Here is a 17,337-nt window from a genome sequence, read left to right as displayed (position 1 = left end):
AAAATTCATCTATGCAAGATGATATAAAGAGGAAGTTTTAAGAGGAACAAAACTTTATTTTATACTTTAGAAAGTGAAGAGGTATTCAAATCTTTTGAATTGAGATGTAAAGGGGATCGTATTCTTTATAATCAAGAAATTTATATTAATGCATATATTTTTGAAAAATTTAAAATATATTATATTATTAAAATTGTTTAAAAATTACTTCACATAACATAATTTGTAGTAATTCTATAATAAAGTTACATTAATATTATTTCATATTTATTTTATATACTATTTTCTTTCATAGATTAGAAAAAATTCTTTATCATTTTGTTCTTACCGTCTCTCTTTATTTCTTAAGATGCAAAAAAGCTCTTCGAGTTTTCTTGGTAAAAAGGGTATTGTTGATAGAGTGTATAGGTATTAGCATTATACGGTAGAATTTTTAATCATCGTTAGTGATTTTTGTAACCTTATGAATTGTTATTACAGTGAGATATGCTGGATTTGCGCACGTGGTACAAAAATCAGTTCGTATTTCGTTAAAATAACGCAACATATCTCTCCTGATATGCGTAAGTTTATATAGGTATGAAATGGTGCGTTATAAAGTTCTTTGCTGCATTTCGTTTTATAATACGGTGATGGTGTATGCCTAAAATCGCAGCTTAAGCATCTCACCATCATATCAAAATTGGTAACACCAAGTTACAAGAAAATATTTCAAACTCTGCTAGTTGTTTCCTAGTTTTGTATTGAATTCCAAAAGGTGTAAAAAATAAATACTCTATGATCGAATTTTTTGTCCTATCCATATAAGAATACAGGCTCCTATAAAACCTGAAATAAGATAGCCAAGCCAACCAGCAAAACTTACACCTAAAAGACTAAAAAGAAAGCTTGCTAGCGCAGCGCCAATAATCCCTAAGATAATATTTAACAATATTCCTGTTTGGCTTTTCATAATATACTGTGCAGCCCAACCTGCAATCCCGCCGATAACAATAGCTGCAATCCAGCCGATGTTTGCATTTTCCATGATACCCTCCTTTGCCTGAATTTAAATTGTAACTAGAGTAAACTTTGTAAAAATCAAGGTTTATTCCTTTTTTACCCAGTGGAAAGGATATTGCTTTTAGATATTTTACTTATTACTTTCCTTTATATTAAAATAATATTCACATTTGTATCATAATAATACTTAATAAGTATAAATATATAATACATTTTAATTTATAAACAAATTAATTAATTTAGAAATACGAATAAAATAATAAAATATTAGTGAAAATGTTTTAATAACTCATAAAGTGTATTTATAAGCTTTTTAAAGCTCTCTCTTAAATTGAAAAAAACAACTGTGATTAAAGCAATAAGTAAAATGGATATTTAAAAGTTTGGAGCTTGCCAATTGATATCAATGATGTTTGAAATTAAAACTGCTTTGTTGACACGTTATAGCGTGGCTGTATAGGTTTAACCTCTACAGATCTTGATATAAATATTGCATTTTTGTGGGGTTTTGCATTCCTTATAGAGCATTTCTGTTTTGCTGCTACTGTGAAGCGATCCCCTTTTTACAAGGCGAGTTTAGGTTGGAACTATCATACTCTTGACCTACTCTTTATGTGTTTAACAGTCTTGGCTTTGAGATGGTTAGGCATTTTTATGTCTTTCTTCAAGAGTTCTATTCTACATGCTGCTTTGTTTGTAATGTGCAAGCAAATGACTTTGAGCAATTCATCATGAATAGATTTTAAATGAAAGAAATTTACGATGAAGAAAGCTCATTTAAATTGTCAAATAATAAGATGTTTTGATTAAATCAATATCTTGACCATATTCAAAATTGAATAATCGATGTGATGTGTGTTTTATTCAAGTTATTTGAAAAGTTTAAGTTTTTTCTGTTTGTTCTTCAGCAGGGGTGCGTAGACGAGAACTTTGAAGAAGTCCCTGTTCTTCTAAAATGGGGTAGATCATTGAGGTCAAAAGAGAGTTGATTTGTTTGAGGTCGCGCACAGTGTCGAGATGAAGACTGGATGATTCTACATTTTTGAGATCCCCTTCACGCAGACGTTTAAAATGTTTTAAACTCATCTCTTTTTCTAAGTTTCGTAGTTGATCTTTTTTTTGTACCAATAGGTGTGCAGTATGTGTATCACGTGAGACGAGAACGTTAAATGCTATATGCGCGTTGGCTAGTACAATGGCGTGGAAACGAAGGAGATCACTCCAGCCCTCGCTGCTGAACTGTAAACCTTTTTGTTGTTTCTTTTTAACCAGCATCAGCATATTATGAATAATGATATCGCCTGCTTGGTCTAATTTTATACAGGCGCCTAGAAGTTCTTGCGTTTGAAGAGCTTCTTCGTCAGATAATTTTTGTCCCGCTAATCGTGCAAGATAAAGTTTGATGGCGATATGTTTTTTGTCCAATATGGTGTTGAGTTGGTTGAGTTCACGAATAATATTGGGGTCAGGATTTTCATAAAGTCCCATGATTTTTTCTAGCATGATGTCTACAAGATCACAAATATGAATGACTTCACGCATGACATTTGAGAGAGCGAGAGTTGGGCGTTCAAGAACACTGTCATCAAGAGCTGTTTGATCGGATAAATTGAGCGTTTTGTTAGCTTGCATTTTTTTTGCACTTATATTCACGATCTGAGTGGTTAATTTTAAAACCCATTTTGAAAGTGGTATTCCAGCAAGGAGAATGAAAACATTAAAAATGATATGGGCGTTGATCACTTGAGTAGGGGCGTTATTGCCAAGCCATGTGATGGGAGGGTGAAAGGAGAGAAATAAGATAAGTATAAGGATTGAACCGGCCCCACGCATGAGTAAGTTTCCTAAGGGAACGAGGCGGGTATTAGGAGAGGCGTTGCGCGTTAAAAGTGGTGCTATAAGAGAAGAGCCAAAGTTGACACCAAGAACCATGACAACACAGAGTTGCGTATGAATAAGATCGTAATTGGCAAAATTGACCAGCAAAATGATTCCTGCGATGGATGAATGTAAGAGGTAGGTTAAGCCAGCAGCCAACAAAAAAGAGGAAACAGGATCGGTTGAAAGATAACGAATGATGCTAGGCAAAATTTCGCTTTCACGTAAAGGTTCTGTCGCTGTACTTATCATCTCTAAAGATAAAATCAAAAGACCAATACCGATGACAATACGTCCTATTTGACGCCATTCACGTTTTTCTGTTGTCATGAAGATACAAGTGCCAATTAAAAGACACAAGGGCACAACAAGAGTGAGGTCATAGGTGAGAATTTTTACAACGATTGCTGACCCTAATTCTCCTCCACGTACAGCCATAAGTCCTGCTACTCCAGAGACAAAACCAGATTCAACGAAAGAACCAACGAGGAGCGTTATTGCTGTAGAGCTTTGTAAAATCATTGCTGTAAAAAGTCCAAAACTTACAGCAAACAATGGTTTTGAAATGACGTGGCACATTTTATATTTAAGTCTGTCACCATAGGCGCGTTCAATTCCTGTGCGCACCATGCGTGTGGCCCAGAGAAGTAAAGAAATAGCGCCGGCAAGATGAAGGAGTACCAATGAACCATTCATGATACTTTATTCTTTCTTTGTTGTTGTGAATGTGGTTACTTCAAAATTAATAAATTGAAGTTTATTGTTTTTATTTCACTTTTGCTTTTAATACTTGATTAAAATCATAACCGCTTGGATTTTGAAAAACCTTTAGACCAAAACAGGGCAGAATAGAATAAAGGTGATCAAAAATATCGCCTTGAATTTGTTCATAGTCTATCCAAACAGTGGTGTTCGTAAAGCAATAGATTTCTAAGGGTAAACCATTTTCTGTAGGAGGTAATTGCCTTGCCATATAGGTCATATTAGGGTTGATATTTAGATGTTGTTGTAGGTAAGCAAAAACATAAGCACGAAAAGTTCCAATGTTGGTTAAACGGCGCGTATTGGCTAAGACATCATGATTTTTATCTAATTGAGCATTCCATTGATCAATTTCTGCTACTTTTTGCGTGAAATAATTTTCTAATAAATTAAATCGAGAAAGATATTTTTGTTCTTCTTCTGTGAGAAAATGGATACTTGATTGATCAATAAAAAGGGAGCGTTTGATGCGTCTGCCACCTGATTCTTGCATGCCACGCCAATTTTTAAAAGGGTCGGTCACAAGTTTACGGATAGGAACTGAGGTGATGGTGTTGTCGAAATTTTGAACTTTAACAGTATGCAAGGCAATTTCAATAACATCACCATCGGCACCGAGATTGGGGATTTCAATCCAATCTCCAACGCGAACCATATCAGTGGATGAAATTTGAATACCGGCAACGAGAGAAAGGAGCGTATCTTGAAAAATTAACATGAGAACCGCGGCCATTGCACCAAGACCGGAGAAGAGAATAAGAGGGGAGCGGTCAATCAATGTAGCAACCATTAAAATTGTTGCAACAGCAAAAAGTGCAATTTTAGCAATTTGAATATAACCTTTTATTGGTTTTAGTCGTGCTGTTGGTCGTTGTTCGTAAAGGATGTTAATGACATTGAGACAGGAAGAAATTGTCAGGACAACAAAAAAGATAATGAAGGCGTTGGCAACATTACCGATGACAGTGCTAAATGCATCGGGCAATGTTGGAATAAAATTAACACCAATTGAAAGAATAAAAGCTGAAGTGATATTTGCCATGTATTGAATAGCATTATTAATATCGATCGTTGTATTTTTGGGGAGAAAAGAAGAGAGTTTTTTTGCTCCGTGAATAAGTAATTTTCGTCCTAGAAAGTTCACTAAAAGGGCAGCTATAGTAAGAATAATAAGCCAAGAAATAGCCTCTAACCACGGATATTGAACAATAAATTCGATCACTTTTTTATTCTCCATTTCTAAAAATATATGCAGTTGAGGGTTTAAAATTTTACAACTGCTTAAGAGGAAGTATTGGAATTATGCTCTAAAGTCGTTAAATATGCAAAAAAGAATTTTCAAACTCTGTGAGAGATAATGCGTTTTCCGCCCGATTTCCTTAATGAACTGCGTACGAGACTCCCAATTTCAACAGTGATTGGGCAACGGGTGGATTTTGATCCTCGAAAAAGTAAGCCTTCACGGGGAGACTTTTGGTGTTGCTGTCCATTTCATGGTGAAAAAACGCCAAGTTTTCATTGTGATGATCATAAAGGGCGCTATTATTGTTTTGGTTGTGGTGTAAGTGGAGATATTTTTACCTTTTTGTGTGAGCTTGATGGATTGCACTTTTCAGAAAGTGTAGAGCGTTTGGCTGATTTTGCGGGAATAAAACTCCCTATTTTGGATTCACAAAGTCATAAACGTCAACTGGAAAAAGCTGACCTTTATGATGTGATGAAAATTGCTACAGATTTTTTCCAATATAATTTACGCGATAAAGAAGGTACGCAAGCACGTCGTTATCTGGATGCACGTGGTGTTACACCAGAGCTTGTAGAGCGTTTCCGCATTGGTTTTGCACCGGTAAGGCGTACAGCTTTGAAAGAAGCTTTGAGTGCACGGGGCATTTCAATAAAGCAAATGGAAGAATGTGGGCTTCTCTCAGTGCATGAGGAGAGCGCGGATTCTTATGACCGATTTAGAAATCGCATTATGTTTCCTATCGAAGATTTGCGCGGACGTGTGGTGGCTTTCGGAGGGCGTGCATTAGAGAAAGAGACACGAGCAAAATATCTCAATAGCCCTGAAACAGTGCTGTTTCATAAAGGAAATATACTTTATAACGCGGCAGCAGCTCGCAAAAATAGTCGCTTTGTTGGCGATGAAAAAATTCATTCACTTCTTGTTGTTGAGGGGTATATGGATGTCATTGCATTGACTAAAGCTGGTTTTGAAGGAGTCGTAGCGCCCTTAGGGACAGCATTAACGGAAGCGCAAATTGAGCTTTTATGGCAGATGGGGAAGGAGCCCATTTTGTGTTTTGATGGTGATGATGCTGGTTTAAAAGCTGCTTTTCGTGTTGCTGATCGTGTGTTGCCTCTTTTAAAGGCTGGGGTTTGTGTACGCTTTGTTTTGTTGCCACAAGGGAAAGATCCTGATGAAATTGTTTGTGCTGGTGGAGCACAGCTTTTTTCTTCTTTTTTGCAAAAGGCAATTCCTTTGAGTGAGCTTTTATGGTGGCGAGCTACCTATGGAAAGCATTTTGAAATTCCAGAGACACGAGCAGCGCTAGAAAAACAACTGAAACAACAAATTTTTACGATTAAGGATGAAGATGTCCGCCGTTATTATTTGCAAGATGTAAAAAAACGCCTTTTTGATTTTTTTCGTCCCTCTTTTTCGAAAAAAAAGGGGGGAGGGCGATATGATCAATCTTCACCAAATAGGACCTTTAAAGATCAAACCTTTTCTCTGTTAGCAAATTCTGAAATAGTACGAAATTCTTCGCAATCTATTCCTTTGCGTGAAGCAGTGATTTTACTCACTTTAGCTTACTATCCTGAGTTGTGGTATGAAAATTTTGAAATTCTTTCTGAGTTAGAATTAAAAAATACTCAATTGATAACTCTTCATCAAGCTATGTTGGAAATTCTTGGGGACCAACAGCTTCATGATAAAGAGACGATGGTTGCATTCTTAGAGAAAAGAGAACAAAAAGCTCTGTTAGAGCGTATGAAACATCTTGTGCAAAATATTGGTATGCGTATTATCCTTGGTGGAGCCCCTATAGAAGATGCACGTGCTATATTAAAACAAGCTGTCTACTTGCATCTTCAAGAACACCACCTACATAAGAGATTACAGGATATTGAAGAGCAACTTGTAGAAAATCCTAAGAGTGAGGTTTTTGATCTGCTTCGTGAGGTAAAAAATGAGCTGGAGCAGATGCAGGCAACAGAAGCGTTAATTGAAGGGTTTGGAAGTTGGTTGGATGAAAAAATAGACGGGAATACACAAGATACGATAAAATGATTCGCTTTTTTAATGCGAATCAGTCACTTAAATTTTAGATGAGGAACTTTATGTGGAGTGACATTTTTATAAAGATGACAATTAAATTTTAAAAAAAGCGGGTAAATTTTAGGAAAAGCGGGAAATTGGTTCTTACGATAGGGTACAGAGATTATCTCAGAAGGGCTGAGAGGTGTCGGGGAAACTTCTGGAGTTTTCCCGCGTTTTTGTCTGGATGTCGAGTTTGTCTGGATGTCAGGGCATATACAAAATGTATTCTTTCCAATAGTAATCTCTTAAAAGGAAGTATATATGAGTAACTATTGGTAGATTTTAGTGAGAACAAACAAACTGGTCACATGGAAACTATGGTTACATGGAAACTGTGAAGTGATCGAGTGGAGTTATGGTATGGCAACAAAGGTTAAACAGAAAGATAATGCAGAAGTAACAAGCCAAGCGAGTTTGGATAGTCCTCTTCTTGATTTTTCTGATGATGCCATCAAGAAAATGATTAAGCTTGCCAAAAAAAATGGTTACGTAACAATGGATGAACTCAATGCAGTTCTTCCTTCTGACGAGGTTACATCCGAACAAATTGAAGATATCTTGGCGATGTTCTCTGAGATGGGGGTTAATGTTGTGGATGATGAGGATGAAGTTGAGTCTGAAAATTATGAAGAAGAAGTTACGGTAGAGGGTGGTGATTTAGTAGAAGCCTCTAGCCACGCAATTGCAACGACAACGAATAAACGCGAAGTAACAGATCGTACGGATGATCCGGTGCGTATGTATTTGCGTGAGATGGGAGCTGTTGAGCTTCTTTCGCGGGAAGGCGAAATTGCCATTGCTAAGCGTATTGAAGCAGGGCGTGAGACAATGATTGCGGGACTTTGTGAGAGTCCTTTGACTTTTCAGGCTCTTATTATCTGGCGTGACGAGTTAAAAGAGCAGCGTATTCTTCTTCGTGAAATTATTGATCTTGAAACGACTTATGCTGGTCCAGAAGCAAAGCAGGCTCCTATTATTGAGCGAAGTGAAGTTGATAAGACGGTAGAAGAAAAAATGTCTTCTGGTATACGTAATATGGGGGAGAGCGCAGGAGAGAGAAATATTGAAGACGATGATGAAGAAGACGATGACGATGTTAACTTATCGCTTGCTGCAATGGAAAATGAGCTTTGTCCTCAAGTTATGGAAACATTGGATTTTATTGCTCAAACCTATGTGAAATTACGAAAATTACAAGATCAGCATGTTGAAAGCAGTTTGGCAGAGCGTAAAGAGGGGGCCCTTACTTCTTCTCAGAAGAAGAAATATATTCAATTAAAGGGTGAGTTGATTCAAGCAGTAAAATCTCTTTCTTTAAACCAAAATCGTATTGAAGCTTTGGTTGAACAGCTTTATGACATCAATAAGAGATTGATTCATAATGAAGGTAAGCTGAAACGGATTGCCAATAGCTATGGCATTGGCCATGAGGACTTTTTAAAAGAATACCAAGGGCGTGAATTGGACGCAGATTGGATGAATTATATTGCTGCTTTGCCTACACCTGGTTGGAAAGAGTTTTCGGTGCGTGAAGCAAAAGAAATCCAAAAACTGCGAAGTGAGATACAAAATCTTGCGCAAGAAACGGCTATTTCGATTGGTGAATTTCGTCGGATTGTTATGCAGGTGCAGAAAGGTGAACGCGAATCAACTATTGCGAAAAAAGAGATGGTAGAATCTAATTTGCGTCTTGTTATTTCAATTGCAAAAAAATACACTAATCGTGGTTTGCAGTTTCTTGATCTTATTCAAGAAGGCAATATCGGTTTGATGAAGGCTGTGGATAAGTTTGAATATCGGCGCGGCTACAAGTTTTCAACTTATGCAACATGGTGGATTCGTCAGGCTATTACACGTTCAATTGCTGATCAGGCACGTACAATTCGTATCCCTGTTCATATGATTGAAACAATTAATAAAATCGTTCGTACCTCGCGTCAGATTCTCCATGAAATTGGACGAGAACCAACACCAGAAGAATTATCTAGCAAGCTTTCTATGCCGTTAGAAAAAGTACGAAAAGTTCTTAAAATTGCAAAAGAACCTATTTCTCTCGAAACGCCTGTTGGTGATGAAGATGATTCCCATTTGGGTGATTTTATTGAGGATAGGAATGCGTTATTACCAATTGATGCAGCTATCCAAGCTAATCTGCGAGATACGACAACACGCGTTCTTGCTTCATTAACACCGCGGGAAGAACGTGTTTTGCGGATGCGTTTTGGAATAGGGATGAATACAGATCACACGTTGGAAGAAGTAGGACAACAATTTTCAGTTACAAGAGAGCGTATTCGTCAGATTGAAGCAAAGGCACTTCGTAAATTGAAACATCCTAGCCGTTCACGAAAATTGCGCAGTTTTCTCGATTCTTAAATAAAGGAATTCTTGTGCATTTTAATAACTTCCTCTTTCTTCTTAATGAAGGGGGGGAGGTGCGTCATGTTGTACTTGGATACTTTCTTGAGAAAAACATGGGAAGAATTTGAATAATCTAGAAAGTTTGCGATGTTTAATGTTTTTCTTAGCTTTGGGGCTTTATACTTCTCTGTCTCAAAAGAATAGATATAGGGCAAAGGGTGTTTATGGAGTAGAGAGTAGGGGGGCTTTCAAGAAATGAACGATAAAAACATTACCTTGCATATAGCCCAGCTCGTTTTTTAAGAAATGGGATCTATTAGGAATAAACTTATATTGCAACATACGAACTTTTTGATGAAAAATGTGTATTCTTTTGCGGGATTTTTCTATCATTTTAGGTGACTCATTTTATTCTTTGTCAGTTTATAAAGGGATGTTTCAATAGGTTATGTTCATTTATATGCGCTATTTTTGAATATTCTCTTTTTATTTAGATAGATTTTAAGAACATGGTTTAAAGTATACATTGAGTTGAATCTTTTTAAGAGACAGAAATAGATGAAATTATAGAAATTAAACGTTTTATTTTTATAGATCGTCTTAATTAAAAAAGGTGTGTCTGAGTTTATGAGTGGAGAACTCCCCTTTTGGAAAGTAAAAAAATTAGAAGAGATTTCCATTTCTGAGTGGGAGAGCCTTTGTGATGGCTGTGGCCGTTGTTGTCTCCATAAAGTTGAGGACGACGATACGGGTGACCTTTATGCAACCAGTATTGCTTGTCGTCTTTTAGATGGGGAAACTTGCAGGTGTCGAGATTATGCTCATCGTAAATCAATTGTATCAGATTGTATGTCGCTAGACATTACGACAGTTAAAACAGCGCGCTGGCTTCCAGAAAGTTGTGCTTATAGATTAATTTATGAGGGAAAAGATCTTCATTGGTGGCATCCATTAGTATCAGGAGATTGTCAGACGGTACATACAGCGCGTATTTCTGCACGCGGACAAATAGAGGTTTACGAAGACGAATTATTATCTGAGGAAGAATATCTTTATCACATTACTGGTCTTCTACGTGAAGGCCAGTAATGTAATTTTTATACAACTGTTTGTGACTTAATCGATCGCAAAGACTACAGTGACGCTCACGTTATAATTTAACTCACCACCTGCAAAATTTGTATTTGCGTAGCTTACATCTGCTGCTCTACTCATGAGACGTGGTGTTGGGTGATAGTAATCATCCTTTTCATTGATTTCAATAATTTTTCCTAATTTTAAATCGGCCGCTTGCGCTATCGTTTGCGCTTTTTCAATGGCTTCAGTAATGGCTTTTTTACGTGCTTCTTGATAAAATGGCTTTGTATCTGCGTTGGTAAAAGTAATGCCGTTAACTGAATTAACACCTAGTGACATCGCTTGATCAAAGATTTTACCAGCATTGGTAAGATCACGAATGCGTACGGTTAAAGAATTTGAAACATGATAGAGTTTTTCATTATTCTTTTTTTCGTGCTGTTTATCAGAGGTTGACTGATAAATGGATAAGCCTGATGTTTGCAAATCATTTGCTTGGATACCATTGTTTTTAAAAGCTTTTATAATATCATTGATGGATTGATTATTGGAAGCTAATGCCTTTTGGGCAGTTTTATCATAGGTAACAACGGCTAGATTAATAATTGCCATATCCGGTGCGGCTTGACTTTCTCCGATTGCTGTCACTGTAATTGTTGCATTTTTCATTTTATTTTCTTCAGCATAAGCACGTACAGTCAACGATGTGGTTAAGAGTGTAAATGCTAATATAACTGTTTTAACCAGAGAACCCTTCAGTGGTTGAATTTTCTTTTCTATCATATCTATACCTTTATATTTGTCAGTTAATTATTCTCTCATTTTTAAGAGTTTTTGTAAAGAAATTAGAGCACTGAAAAAAAAACCAATAGAAAAGAGAAAAAGATGGGTTATAATCTTTGTCAGCTCTTGTATCATAGGGCATTTTAGTTTAGAGAGAAACAACCTATGTGGGGCCTGTAGCTCAATTGGTTAGAGCCAGCGGCTCATAACCGCTTGGTTGGGGGTTCGAGTCCCTCCGGGCCCACCAATAGGGAAATATCCAATAGAAAAATGGATCGCTTATATAAAAGTTTTGAGATTCTACCTTTTTCGTTTTTTTTATTTATTTTCCTGTTTGTTCTAAAATCCTTTAGTCGTTGTTTGTTTCATTTTTTTAGTCTCATCAAAGAAGTTCTCTCATTTGCAACATTGTAGCATTTTGATTAACTGATATGTGTCGCTATTTACTTGCTTAATTCATATACTGTTTTGTACTTTTCCTGTGTGATGTGCTTCATAAAATAGAAGACTAAAAGCTTCATTAGATAAATTTATTTATACTTGTTCTGCAAATAAACAGATCTCAATAAAACAAATTTTAAAGATTGGACCTGTTCAGAACAAATGGCTCAAAAAACATTTAGTGTAAATTTGCTTTTTTCTAAGTGATGTTAATGTCTTTTAGACGTTCGAATAGCATCATCGTGATGAAAGGTTGTATATAAGAGAATGTGATCTATAGGCGTTCATATGTATCATGGGGTCAACGATGATAACATTTGTTGATATTTTCTTTTTCCCAAGAAAGGAGTTCTATTTGATTTTTGAGAAATATTGTTCATAGTGACGGAGGCGTGTTCTTTGAAAAGAATTTCATCAATTGTTCTTTGAAAAATCAATTGAGTGATTGTTTCTATCGCTTTGCATCATCCAGATTTTATTGTAATAAGCATTTTATTATTCTGTAAGAAATGTTTTCTATGATATTAAAAAAATCGTTAAAATGCCATTTTCTGTCTTTGTGTATTTTTTTCTTAATGTTCAAATTATAGAGTTTTCATGTGATCCGAATTATTATTGAAGAGCAGATGTCTTTTTTAATTTTACTCTCATAAGGGATTGGCAATATTGCGGTAAACCTACCACTTTTTTGTATTGCTAACCTTTTTCTCGTATTGATCGTGTAGAGAGTTTTATCTTTGTTATGAGTTTTCTCTCTTATGAAAAAGTATTGGCAGAGAGGGGGATTTTTTTGTAAAAGTACACTTCTTCTTCAAAATCATACTTTGAAAATATAATTCTTCATTTGCATAAGGGAATTTCTCTCTTGTTGTAAATCTGTATACAATTTACGTACAAAGATTGTGCGTGGTGATTCGTTTTATTTTTTAAGAATATCATTTTTGCTCATGATAGAGACTTATATTAGTATTTACAAGGTGTGTTTAGAGGGGAGGTTACCTGTAAACGTGTTACAGAGTTTTAGGTAGTGTGGCTCTGTTTATAAGAATTTATTCCTATAACATTGTTATATTCTTGCTTTGCAATATTGTTTAAAAAACATAGATAGTGCTATGTAGCATAAAATTGTGATGTATTTTTTCAAAAAGCTTTTTCGTGTTCTCTTATATAGAGTTCAGGAGTGTCTTCAGGGATATTTTCACATTAGTTTTCATTGGTCCGAATCGCAAGATCTGCGTAACATTATTCGCGTTTTTGATAGATTATACCAATTTTCATAAGTAAGGTCTGGATCGTGTGATGCCTTTTGTTTCACCATGGTACATGACTAATAGAACTTCATCTGATTTTGTAAAATAAGTTTGTACACAATTGCTTCCATACTGCCTATTGCAAATATTTTTTTCTAAGGTATGAGATATATTTGAACGCTTTAGCGTTATATAGTTTGACTACATGGAGTATGACTATGAAGAATGATAAAAAATTTGAAACAACTTTATCTGATATTATTGTGAAATGGGAGTCTTTATCGACGTCTCAAAAGCAAGCGATATTGGATAAAGTAGAAAATTCTACAGATTCTGCTCATTCAACAGAACATTTAAGGCTTCAATCTTCTTTTTATCTCCAGACGAAATCAAAGTTATGAGTTTTAAATCTTCATCGGAGATGTTGAAACCAGTTATTACATATATGGCACTAGCATTTCCCAGTGTGTTCAAAATAGCCATGAGTTTATCTACAGAAGGCCTCTTTCCCCCATTTATCATTTGTTGGACGTAATTTTGTCCACAGCCTGCAGCTCTGCTTATTTCAATCATTGTTCGTCCGTCACTTTTTATCAATTCAACTAAGCGTTGGAACCAATCTTTTTCAGTCTTTGTCATTTTTAGACCTTTACATATTTACGCTATAGCGTTAATATTGCGTTGCGAATCCAGAATATATGATACAAGGAGCGTGAAAATATCCATGTGTAGCTCTTCGCTAAGGAAGCATATAGAGTTGTTTTTAACTAATAACAAAATGTCCCCATACACTTTCAGATTCGAATCAATAAAAATGGTTGCTTAGTTCCACGGTTGTGAAAAAGTAAATGTGTATACCAGAAAGGGCGATACACACTCGTATGTTTATGAGATTTCACTGTGATAGTATACGTAGCAGCATTATAAATCAAGATATACCCCAACATCAGAATTTGTAAAAAAAATTCTGCGTTGAGGTAGTATGTGAATATAACGAAGCTTTAGAGCCTTAAGAGATAGGATAATGGCTGTAGAAAAAATGTAAATTCATAGGCAAAGAATATTGATTTCTCCTTTATTGTAATAAATTAGATCACTATCAGATGGTATATCGTATATATGCATTAAAAAATTGGGAAATATCAAAAAAGTGATCTTGGATATTTTATTAAACAGGAAGGTAATCTGATCCACAAAGGTGGTTGTTTGGTAGAATTATACATTCGATCAATGCCCTTATGGGGATGAGTGTGTTTTTATGATGCTGCGGTTTATAATGAAGTCTGTGTTTACAATGATATTGTTATTTATAACAATGCATTAACATATGGTTGTGTAGTTGTTCGTAAGAGTTTGCATGTTTATGAAAAATAAGAACTTTATCGTTATTTGAATATGAGTGGAGATGCATATGTTTACGCTAATGCGGTCTTTTTTGATCAAGTTTTGAATGTTCAATGTATTGAATTTTATGGTGATACTCGTGATTGTAGAAAGGCTCGAGTTTATAATGATGCTTTAGTTTATGGTGATGTAAAAATTTGTGGGAAGGCAAAATTTTACAGAAATGCTGTGCTTTGTGACAGTGAAGATTTTTGTAATAATGAAAAACTTTCATATAGCCGCATTCCACATGGCGTAAAAAGGAAGATAGGAACGATTTGGGCAAGGCTTTTATGATTGCATTGCGTCGTTAGTTTTATTTGACGTTCCTTATTTTTTGTATTTTGTGTCAATAAATGTGTCGCAAATAATTGGTGTGAGTGTAGATTTAGCCGCTTTCAGAGATTTGTTTGCGCCATTGATCAATGCTTTAATGGAGAAAATAAGAATGCCGAGAGTGATTGTTCACACTTGGAACATGCAATTTATTGCATTCTTTTTTTGATTGAGGATGAAATAAATTGGTCAAGATGATCACTTGAGCGACAATTAAGGGAGATCCAAATGAGTGTAAACGAAATTTTATTGGGAGCAATGGTTGTTGTTTTGTTGTGCAGCGGGGTTATATTTCGGTTTTCTTTATATTATCGCAGTCAAGTGAAAATTTTAAAAGAGGAATCTAGAAGAATAAAGCATGAGTTTTTAAGAGATTCTATGAAGATGACTGAAGAACGAGATAGAGCTATTAGAGAGCAAAGTATGGTGATTAAAAGACGTGACCAAGCAATTGAAAAACTGAAAAAACAAATTAAGCAATATGAAAAAAATGAAAAGAAATATAAAAAAATGCTTAAATCTGAAGATGATAAAGAGTGATTGTATTCATATTTTGCATTAAAGGGTTTGAAAATGTGTTAGGAAGATTGGAATGACGAGAGAGATAAACTTTAATGAAGCCAATTATGGTGCTGATGGAGATATTGTATTAGAAGAGAATATTCAAGTTTACTCTGATTTTATGAAAACATTTAAGTTTATAAGACAGAGCGTCGTTGGTCATAAAATAAGAGTTTATGATGATAAACCAGTTTATAGGTAGGCTGGTTATTAAAAAGCGCGTCTATACAATCCAGAAATTTTATATTATTGCTGGAAACAATTTTGCACGTTCCTTTTAGATGTAAGGTATAAATGCTACGATAGTTTCAGCTAATAGGTATAAAAAATTGCATGATAATAGGAAGAAAGAGATATTTGCTTTTTATGAAGATGAAATGGGTAAGTCAGTTATGATTATCAGATACAGAAGAGGAATATGAACGTAAAAGATATTAATATCTTGTAGAGTAATTATATCTCTCATTGATGTTTATCTTCTCTTCATGTGCGTTTATTTTTTATGAAAAATACAAGACTTAAGAGATTTTCTTTTTGATAAAGGCTATAGAGATTTGTGTGTGATTGAAAATAAACACATAATCTGTAAGAATATGACTGTTATTTGTAAGCGTCAGAAATAATACAAAAAACACCCTCCCATTGAGGGAAAAACAATCACTGTTCATTTGTCACAAAAATAACTCAACATACCATTATACAAAATAAACGCTTGTTTTAATGGTAAAGAACGTTAGGATTGTAGTTCTCTAATAAGAGCCTTATGTGTAACTTCTTTTATTTGCTCAATATTGATTAGGATATCTTGTTTTGTTGGATAGCCTTTACTAGAAAAAGCAATTTTTTGTGCATCTCTTGAGATTAAACGCCAGTACCATTGATTGTGAACTCCTTGAAACACCTCAAAATACATGTTTCTCACCTCATAAAATAGCTGATAATTTTCAGGATAAATATTTAACTAATCCGTTTGTAAACATTAATGTATGTCTCTATAGGAAGTCGTCAATATATTCCCCTTAAATTTTCTGACTTAAAAAAATAATTTCTATGAGAGCTATTATTCTTTTAACAAGAAAAAATTTCTTGTCAATAAGATATGAATGAGAATTTTATACTATAAAATTATTTTTTTAAGTTAAAGACACTATACTTTCACTTACAACGCAAATATTTTTATTGTCGTTACAGAAACAAAATTTATAAATTATACAAAATTTCACCAGCACGGATAAAGTAAAAACACTTTTCTCCATACTGGTAGAGTTTAATCATTTCTTGTTTTTTCTTTTGAAATAGACGTTTATTGATTAGCTATAACCTCTTTTTGGGATACGCTTCGAATGAGTAAATCAATGAATAAGCTAAGGGTGTAAGAATTGGCCATTTTAGCTTTCATATCGATAAGAGAGGTTGTAGTTTTAGGGTTAAAACTATTTGATAAACCTTGTCTTGACAAATATTGCTGCAATTTTTCATAAGAACTGTCGATTTTTTCTTGATTTAGTTTTTCGTTACGATCACTATCGGCAAGTGTTTCTTCCAGTCCCTCGATTTTTTTAATAAAATAATTCCAATCAAAATCACCTTTTGTATATTCGGTGTCAAACATTTTTCCTTGTCCAGTTAAAAGCCAATTAATATTGACACCGTATAACGTGCGGTATGTTTGTAAGACACTAAGATTGGGTTCTCTCTCTCCACGCTCATAAAAAGCAATGGAATTTTTTGTCATGCTAAAACTTTTAGCTAAGGTTTCACGTGATGGATCGCCTAAAGCAAGACGTACATAACGTAAACGTTTTCCAAATATGGTTTTTGATTCAGTTTCAGGACGTGCCACGAATTATCTCCCTCGGTAAATCATCATGGTATAAATCATTAAATAATAAAAGCACACTATGTATTAATATTCTATGATATAATGTCAATATTATAGCTTTAATTTCTTTTTATTTTTTTATTTTCGTGGATAGAAAGCAATCTTTCACTTATTGTATTGACAATTGATATTCACTTCAAAACAAAATTCCTTGTTTGCTACATTTGTCTCTTGCTTTTTTTGAGAGAATTTTCATGTAACTTTACCATATATATTCTATACACCTCTGCATTAATAGATGCAACTTTAAAGAGATGCAAACTTTGGATTTGTACTGGGTGTGCTTTAGATGAAGT

Annotated in this window: 14 protein-coding genes and 1 tRNA gene; 8 read left to right on the top strand and 7 right to left on the bottom strand. The window is 34.7% G+C overall.

Annotated elements, in window-relative coordinates:
* Positions 1 to 775: 775 nt before the first annotated feature.
* From ACFIJZ_RS04800 to ACFIJZ_RS04790, 3 genes are all read right to left on the bottom strand, one after another.
* A complete protein-coding gene (locus tag ACFIJZ_RS04800; RefSeq protein WP_273790808.1) occupies positions 776 to 1,027 on the bottom strand; it encodes a GlsB/YeaQ/YmgE family stress response membrane protein in 252 nt (83 codons plus the stop codon).
* An 857-nt stretch (positions 1,028 to 1,884) separates the two neighbouring features.
* Positions 1,885 to 3,576, bottom strand: a complete 1,692-nt coding sequence (locus tag ACFIJZ_RS04795; protein WP_375631191.1) for a Na/Pi cotransporter family protein — start codon at positions 3,574 to 3,576, stop codon at positions 1,885 to 1,887.
* A gap of 70 nt (positions 3,577 to 3,646) precedes the next feature.
* The gene (locus ACFIJZ_RS04790) at positions 3,647 to 4,864 is read right to left on the bottom strand and encodes a mechanosensitive ion channel family protein (protein WP_375631190.1); all 1,218 of its coding nucleotides are present in this window, start codon (positions 4,862 to 4,864) and stop codon (positions 3,647 to 3,649) included.
* 135 nt (positions 4,865 to 4,999) lie between these two features.
* On the opposite strand from ACFIJZ_RS04790, the gene dnaG reads away from it, so the two are divergent.
* From dnaG to ACFIJZ_RS04775, 3 genes are all read left to right on the top strand, one after another.
* Positions 5,000 to 6,937, top strand: coding sequence for a DNA primase (gene dnaG, locus ACFIJZ_RS04785; protein ID WP_375631189.1), 1,938 nt, complete (start codon positions 5,000 to 5,002; stop codon positions 6,935 to 6,937).
* Between the two features lie 390 nt (positions 6,938 to 7,327).
* Positions 7,328 to 9,343, top strand: coding sequence for an RNA polymerase sigma factor RpoD (gene rpoD, locus ACFIJZ_RS04780; protein WP_273790804.1), 2,016 nt, complete (start codon positions 7,328 to 7,330; stop codon positions 9,341 to 9,343).
* A gap of 612 nt (positions 9,344 to 9,955) precedes the next feature.
* Positions 9,956 to 10,417 (top strand): YcgN family cysteine cluster protein, encoded by a 462-nt coding sequence (locus ACFIJZ_RS04775; protein ID WP_375631188.1) that lies wholly within the window; start codon positions 9,956 to 9,958, stop codon positions 10,415 to 10,417.
* Positions 10,418 to 10,444: 27 nt separating this feature from the next.
* Here the strand turns inward: ACFIJZ_RS04775 and ACFIJZ_RS04770 are convergent, their stop codons facing one another.
* Complete coding sequence (locus ACFIJZ_RS04770; RefSeq protein ID WP_273790802.1) at positions 10,445 to 11,188, bottom strand: SIMPL domain-containing protein; 744 nt, start codon at positions 11,186 to 11,188, stop codon at positions 10,445 to 10,447.
* Between the two features lie 170 nt (positions 11,189 to 11,358).
* Here ACFIJZ_RS04770 and ACFIJZ_RS04765 point away from each other — a divergent pair.
* Positions 11,359 to 11,435, top strand: a tRNA-Ile gene (locus ACFIJZ_RS04765).
* Positions 11,436 to 13,097: 1,662 nt separating this feature from the next.
* The gene (locus ACFIJZ_RS04760; RefSeq protein ID WP_273790801.1) at positions 13,098 to 13,280 is read left to right on the top strand and encodes a hypothetical protein; all 183 of its coding nucleotides are present in this window, start codon (positions 13,098 to 13,100) and stop codon (positions 13,278 to 13,280) included.
* On the opposite strand, the gene ACFIJZ_RS04755 is transcribed toward ACFIJZ_RS04760, so the two are convergent.
* Positions 13,204 to 13,518, bottom strand: coding sequence for a helix-turn-helix domain-containing protein (locus ACFIJZ_RS04755; RefSeq protein ID WP_007347852.1), 315 nt, complete (start codon positions 13,516 to 13,518; stop codon positions 13,204 to 13,206). The genes ACFIJZ_RS04760 and ACFIJZ_RS04755 overlap by 77 nt on opposite strands.
* Before the next feature lie 756 nt (positions 13,519 to 14,274).
* Between ACFIJZ_RS04755 and ACFIJZ_RS04750 the strand changes: the two genes are divergently transcribed.
* The 3 genes from ACFIJZ_RS04750 to ACFIJZ_RS04740 all read left to right on the top strand — a co-directional run bounded on the left by ACFIJZ_RS04750 (position 14,275) and on the right by ACFIJZ_RS04740 (position 15,361).
* On the top strand, positions 14,275 to 14,559 hold the full coding sequence (locus ACFIJZ_RS04750; RefSeq protein WP_375631187.1) for a hypothetical protein: 285 nt from the start codon (positions 14,275 to 14,277) through the stop codon (positions 14,557 to 14,559).
* A 267-nt stretch (positions 14,560 to 14,826) separates the two neighbouring features.
* Positions 14,827 to 15,138, top strand: coding sequence for a hypothetical protein (locus ACFIJZ_RS04745; protein ID WP_273790799.1), 312 nt, complete (start codon positions 14,827 to 14,829; stop codon positions 15,136 to 15,138).
* A 52-nt stretch (positions 15,139 to 15,190) separates the two neighbouring features.
* Positions 15,191 to 15,361 (top strand): hypothetical protein, encoded by a 171-nt coding sequence (locus tag ACFIJZ_RS04740; RefSeq protein ID WP_375631186.1) that lies wholly within the window; start codon positions 15,191 to 15,193, stop codon positions 15,359 to 15,361.
* Positions 15,362 to 15,892: 531 nt separating this feature from the next.
* Here the strand turns inward: ACFIJZ_RS04740 and ACFIJZ_RS04735 are convergent.
* The gene (locus ACFIJZ_RS04735; RefSeq protein ID WP_375631185.1) at positions 15,893 to 16,072 is read right to left on the bottom strand and encodes a YegP family protein; all 180 of its coding nucleotides are present in this window, start codon (positions 16,070 to 16,072) and stop codon (positions 15,893 to 15,895) included.
* A 390-nt stretch (positions 16,073 to 16,462) separates the two neighbouring features.
* The gene (locus ACFIJZ_RS04730) at positions 16,463 to 17,002 is read right to left on the bottom strand and encodes a helix-turn-helix transcriptional regulator (protein ID WP_273790797.1); all 540 of its coding nucleotides are present in this window, start codon (positions 17,000 to 17,002) and stop codon (positions 16,463 to 16,465) included.
* Between the last annotated feature and the right edge of the window lie 335 nt (positions 17,003 to 17,337).

The organism is Bartonella sp. CL70QHWL (assembly GCF_042194855.1).
GTDB lineage: Bacteria > Pseudomonadota > Alphaproteobacteria > Rhizobiales > Rhizobiaceae > Bartonella.
Note: the sequence above shows the minus strand (reverse complement) of the source record. Positions and strands in the feature narration are given on the sequence as shown.

Coding starts and splice junctions, on each gene's coding strand:
- ACFIJZ_RS04775 (WP_375631188.1), top strand. CDS start 9,956: ATGAGTGGAGAACTCCCCTTTTGGAAAGTAAAAAAATTAGAAGAGATT.
- ACFIJZ_RS04760 (WP_273790801.1), top strand. CDS start 13,098: ATGAAGAATGATAAAAAATTTGAAACAACTTTATCTGATATTATTGTG.
- ACFIJZ_RS04745 (WP_273790799.1), top strand. CDS start 14,827: ATGAGTGTAAACGAAATTTTATTGGGAGCAATGGTTGTTGTTTTGTTG.
- ACFIJZ_RS04740 (WP_375631186.1), top strand. CDS start 15,191: ATGACGAGAGAGATAAACTTTAATGAAGCCAATTATGGTGCTGATGGA.
- ACFIJZ_RS04735 (WP_375631185.1), bottom strand. CDS start 16,072: ATGTATTTTGAGGTGTTTCAAGGAGTTCACAATCAATGGTACTGGCGT.
- ACFIJZ_RS04750 (WP_375631187.1), top strand. CDS start 14,275: ATGAGTGGAGATGCATATGTTTACGCTAATGCGGTCTTTTTTGATCAA.
- ACFIJZ_RS04770 (WP_273790802.1), bottom strand. CDS start 11,188: ATGATAGAAAAGAAAATTCAACCACTGAAGGGTTCTCTGGTTAAAACA.
- rpoD (WP_273790804.1), top strand. CDS start 7,328: ATGGCAACAAAGGTTAAACAGAAAGATAATGCAGAAGTAACAAGCCAA.
- dnaG (WP_375631189.1), top strand. CDS start 5,000: ATGCGTTTTCCGCCCGATTTCCTTAATGAACTGCGTACGAGACTCCCA.
- ACFIJZ_RS04800 (WP_273790808.1), bottom strand. CDS start 1,027: ATGGAAAATGCAAACATCGGCTGGATTGCAGCTATTGTTATCGGCGGG.
- ACFIJZ_RS04795 (WP_375631191.1), bottom strand. CDS start 3,576: ATGAATGGTTCATTGGTACTCCTTCATCTTGCCGGCGCTATTTCTTTA.
- ACFIJZ_RS04755 (WP_007347852.1), bottom strand. CDS start 13,518: ATGACAAAGACTGAAAAAGATTGGTTCCAACGCTTAGTTGAATTGATA.